The 4624-nt window shown below is 61.3% G+C and carries 5 protein-coding genes; 3 read left to right on the top strand and 2 right to left on the bottom strand.

Annotation, left to right across the window (positions count from 1 at the left end):
* Positions 1–176: 176 nt before the first annotated feature.
* The 3 genes from ACE3OH_RS19690 to ACE3OH_RS19680 all read left to right on the top strand — a co-directional run bounded on the left by ACE3OH_RS19690 (position 177) and on the right by ACE3OH_RS19680 (position 2772).
* Positions 177–1133: an aspartate carbamoyltransferase catalytic subunit gene (locus ACE3OH_RS19690; protein WP_374357176.1), complete on the top strand. Its 957-nt coding sequence runs from the start codon at positions 177–179 to the stop codon at positions 1131–1133.
* Positions 1130–2413 carry a dihydroorotase gene (locus ACE3OH_RS19685; RefSeq protein ID WP_374357174.1) on the top strand — a complete coding sequence of 428 codons (1284 nt, stop codon included), beginning with the start codon at positions 1130–1132 and terminating at the stop codon, positions 2411–2413. Before ACE3OH_RS19690 ends, ACE3OH_RS19685 begins: the two co-directional genes overlap by 4 nt.
* 95 nt (positions 2414–2508) lie before the next feature.
* Positions 2509–2772, top strand: a complete 264-nt coding sequence (locus tag ACE3OH_RS19680; protein ID WP_374357172.1) for an acyl-CoA-binding protein — start codon at positions 2509–2511, stop codon at positions 2770–2772.
* A 66-nt stretch (positions 2773–2838) separates the two neighbouring features.
* Here ACE3OH_RS19680 and ACE3OH_RS19675 read toward each other — a convergent pair whose 3' ends face one another.
* Together ACE3OH_RS19675 and ACE3OH_RS19670 are read right to left on the bottom strand one after the other, a co-directional pair.
* Positions 2839–3621 (bottom strand): hypothetical protein, encoded by a 783-nt coding sequence (locus tag ACE3OH_RS19675; RefSeq protein ID WP_374357170.1) that lies wholly within the window; start codon positions 3619–3621, stop codon positions 2839–2841.
* Between the two features lie 109 nt (positions 3622–3730).
* Positions 3731–4381, bottom strand: coding sequence for a hypothetical protein (locus ACE3OH_RS19670; protein ID WP_374357168.1), 651 nt, complete (start codon positions 4379–4381; stop codon positions 3731–3733).
* Positions 4382–4624: the final 243 nt, after the last annotated feature.

The following is a 4624-nucleotide window of genomic DNA, read 5'->3' as shown; positions in this document are numbered from 1 at the left end:
AGCCACCGACGAGCGTCAGCGAGGCTCCCTCGCGGCGGCGAGGGCGGGGGGAGTAGGATTGAATCAAGGGGAGCCGCTGTATCAGCCCCCACCAATGGTTAGCGCACGGGTTTCCCGGGCGCCTCCACTGTAGATTGAGTGAACGATCAGGCATCCAGCATTAAAAAGGCGACAACATGTACAACCCCCAACTCAACAGCCACGGCGAGCTGATTCATCTGCTCAGCACCGAAGGGCTGCCGGCGCGTATCTTGCGCCAGATTCTCGATCGCGCTGCCGCCTATGTGGCGGCGGAAGAACGTGGTGAGAAAAAGCACGCCGATCTGGCCGGCAAAAGCGTGTTCAATCTGTTTTTCGAGAACTCGACCCGCACCCGCACCACCTTCGAGATCGCGCAAAAGCGCCTGAGCGCCGATGTGCACAGCCTGAATATCCAGGCCAGCTCTACTGCCAAGGGTGAGACGCTGCTCGATACCATCCACAATCTGCAGGCGATGGGCGCCGATATGTTTGTGGTGCGCCATGCCGAATCGGGCGCGCCCTTCCTGATCGCCAAGCATTTGCAGCCTGGTGTGGCGGTGGTGAATGCCGGTGACGGCCGCCATGCGCACCCGACTCAGGCCCTGCTCGATATGTACACGATTCGCCACTTCAAGGGCGACTTCCAGAATCTGACCGTGGCCATCGTCGGCGACATTCTGCACAGCCGGGTTGCCCGCTCGCAGATCCACGCACTGACCACCCTCGGCGTGCCGGAAGTGCGGGTGATCGGCCCCAAGACCCTGCTACCGCGTGATGTCGAGCAGCTAGGCGTGCGGGTGTTCCACGATCTCAAGGCGGGTCTGAAGGATGTGGACGTGGTGATCGCCCTGCGCCTGCAGAACGAGCGCATGAATGGCGCCCTGCTGCCCAGTGCCAATGAGTTCAACCAGTTCTACGGCTTGTCGAGCGAAAAGCTGGCCACGCTGGCCAAGCCCGATGCCATCGTGATGCACCCAGGGCCGATGAACCGGGGGGTGGAAATCGACTCGGCGGTGGCCGATGGCAAGCAAAGCGTGATTCTCAATCAAGTGACCTTCGGCATCGCAGTGCGTATGGCCGTTATGAGCACCCTTACGGAGGCCCGCACATGAAGCGCATCAGCATTGTGAATGGTCGCCTGGTCGACCCGGCCAGCGGCCATGATGGCATTACCGACCTGCATCTGGCCGACGGCAAGATCCTCGCCATCGGCGCGGCGCCGGCCGGCTTTGCTGCCGACCAGATCATCGACGCCAGCGGCCTGGTGGTGGCACCGGGTCTGGTGGACCTGGCCGCGCGGCTCGGTGAGCCTGGCGGCGAGCACAAGAACAAATTGCAGTCCGAACTCAAGGCAGCGGTGGCCGGCGGCATTACCACCCTGTGCGCCATGCCCGACACCAAGCCGGCGCTGGATGAGCCTGGCCTCGTGCAAATGCTGCGCCAGCGCGCCGATGCGCTGGGCCTTGCTCGCGTGTTGCCGCTGGGCGCCCTCACCCGCGATCTGGCCGGCCATGAGCTGACCGAGTTCGCCAAGCTGCGCGAGGCCGGCTGCATTGCCTTCAGTCAGGCCGATGCGCCGCTGGCCGACACCCGGGTGCTGTATCGCGCCATGCAATACGCTGCCACCTACGATATCCCGCTGCGCCTGCGTCCGGAAGATGTGCGCCTGGCCAGCGGCGGCGTAGCCCATGACGGCCAGGTGGCGACCCGCCTCGGTCTGCCGGCCATCCCCACGGCGGCCGAGACGGTGGCGATTTCCACCATCGTGATCCTGATGCGCGATACCGGCGCCCGGGTGCATCTGGAGCGCCTGTCGTCACGCGAAGGTATCGAGATGGTGGCGGCGGCGCGCGCCTATGGCTTGAAGCTGACTTGCGATGTCAGCATCAATCATGTGCATCTGGCCGATGTGGATATCGGCTATTTCGACAGCAATATGCGCCTGAGCCCGCCGCTGCGCGGCCTGGCCGACCGCGATGCGATCCAGCGCGGCCTGCTCGACGGCAGCATCGACGCCATTTGCTCCGATCACAGCCCGGTGGGCAACGACGACAAGCTGCTGCCATTTGGCGAAGCCAAGCCCGGTGCCAGCGCCCTGGAGCTGCTGCTGCCGCTTACCCTCGCCTGGGCTGCGCAAAAGCAGCTGCCGCTGGCTTCGGCCCTGGCCAAGATCAGCACGGCACCGGCTGCCCTGCTCGGCGTACCGGGCGGGCGCATCAGCGTCGGTGGCGTGGCCGATCTTTGCCTGTTCGATCCGCAGGCCTACTGGCGGGTGGGGAGTGATACGCTGCGCAGCTCCGGCAAGCACACCCCCTTTACCGGCATGGAAATGCACGGCAAAGTTCGCTACACCATAGTGGACGGCAAGATTGCCTTTGGTGATAGCGCTTGACTCAAGCAAACGCTTGATTGAAATTATCGACTGAGTTCGGCAAATCCACATTTGCCATGCCCTAACAACGATCCAGACCAAACCGAGGAAATGACATGTCCGATATCGATGCCAAGTTCAAGCAAGCCGCTGAAGACGTCACCCAGCTGTCCGAAGCGCCAGACAATTCGGTCAAGCTCAAGCTCTACGCGCTGTACAAGCAAGCCTCCGAAGGCGATGTAAAGGGCGACAAGCCCTCCATGTTCGACTTTGTCGGCGCCGCCAAGTACAACGCCTGGGCCGAGTTGTCCGGCACCGAGTCCGATGTTGCCAAGCAAAAGTACATCGACCTGGTGGAAGCCTTGAAGGCCAAGGAATAAGCGGGTTGTTTGCTTGACGAAAGCCGGCCGTTTGGCCGGCTTTTTGTTTTGGCGGGGTATCGCTGGCTATTCAGCGGCGGCTTTCAGCTCGATCAGGTGGCGGCCATCCAGCTGCAGGCGCTCCAGTGCCGGGCCGAAGATTTGCTGCTGTAGTCGCGATAGCAAGCCTTGTTGCTGAGCATGCTTCAAGGCTCTCTCCAGCGCTTTGGCCAGGGCTTCGCTATGGGTGTAAAAATAGAATTCGCCGGGATAGCTGAGCAATAGTCGTGGTTCGATCATCAGCTCCGGATGGACTCTGGCCTCGTCCAGCACTTCGATGGCGCCGCGCGGCAGATAGTCCACGCCGCGTCGTCGTGATGCCAGCAAGCGGAACAGATCGTTCCAGTCGCCATTATGTTCATAGCGCGGCAGCTGGTTGGCATCCCAGATGGCGACATCGCGCCAGCCGCGGCCCAGGCCGGCCACCAGTCCGCTGGCTTGAAGGTCGGACAGCTGTGCGAGCGACTCGAAGCGTTTGTCTCCCTCGGCGATCAACAATACACGCTTGCCGACCAGACCATTGGTCAAAGGCATGTTGATGCGGTGAAATTGCTGATCGCGCTCCTTGCTCGGCAATAGCCACAAGATGTCGATTTTTGCCTGCTTCAGCGCCAGATAGCTGCGCATATGGCGCGGTATGCTTACCGCTTCCAATCGCACTGTTTGTCCATCGGCTTTCAGGCTTTCTTCGATCAGGGCGGTAAAGAACTCGTGGCGGCGGTCGCCGCTGTCGGGATAGCGAATACGCCATTCAGCTGCCTCGCTGTGCAGGATCAATAGCAGGGACAGGAGCCAGATTAGGCGATGCATGCTTGTCTCCCGAGGGGGCAGAGTCTGCCGGAGTGGTGCATGACTGCCGCAGGGTCTGCATGGGCGAAGCCCAAGCCGACAATGTCTGCTCAGCCCAGCTTAGCTGCCCTTAGTCGCGAACCGCATCAATAAACGCCTGCAGGCGCCGGGCGGTGTGTGCTTCGGTGATCCAGCCCATGAATTCCTTGCGCAATTCGTACACTGTGGTGGTGCCAACGCCGAGATTGCGGGCGATATCGGCGGCGTCTTCAAAGGCAACAATATGCCGCAGCACTTCCAGTTTTTTCTCTTTCGACATCTTCTGGGTGTCTTTCAGGCCGCGCACCATTGCCCTGGCATGCTGCCGTTCGCTATAGGCTGCCCAGGCATTCTCGGCGCGATCAGCCATATCAGCCAGGTGCAGGGCCAGCTGGCTCAGGAAGATCTGCGCATTCTTGCCCTTGCTGAAAAAACCGCAGTACTGGCATTGCAACACCAGCGAATTGAGCTGGATCGGGTCGGTGATCGAGCTCATCAACACCACGGGCAGCTTTAGCCCGGCCGGCGCCAACTCGGGCAGATAGCGGGTAGCGGTAAGCGGATGGAGGAACACATCGGTCAACAGGATGCTCGGTCCGGTGTAGGCAGCCGCCAGACGTTCCACGATATTGGTGGTGTCGCTGAATGTCACCACATCATCAAAACCGAAGTCGGCCAGCCCTTCGGCATACACCGGCAGCAGTTCCACATTGTCTTCGACCAGCAAAATACGTGTTCTCATTGATTGGCTTTGTGTTCGGGGTTGATCTGCACTGCGGGCAAGGCACTGGCAAGCAGCACCGGCACTACCCGGGATGCGCCGAGCGAAACGGGTGTTTAGCCACGGTGGCCGCTGCAGCGGAGCCGTGCTGGTGGTGCGTCAGTGGAGTTGTCCAGCGCTTGCCTAGGCTCTGTTGACGTTTTGCCGACGGTCGCGCCGGGTCGAGTTTTGCGGTAAATCAAGGCGGAATGAGTGCGGCATAAC

This window comes from Chitinimonas sp. (assembly GCF_041904975.1).
In the GTDB taxonomy this organism is placed as follows: domain Bacteria; phylum Pseudomonadota; class Gammaproteobacteria; order Burkholderiales; family Chitinimonadaceae; genus Chitinimonas.
The sequence above is the reverse complement of the archived record's forward strand: the minus strand, read 5'-3'. Positions and strand labels throughout refer to the sequence as shown.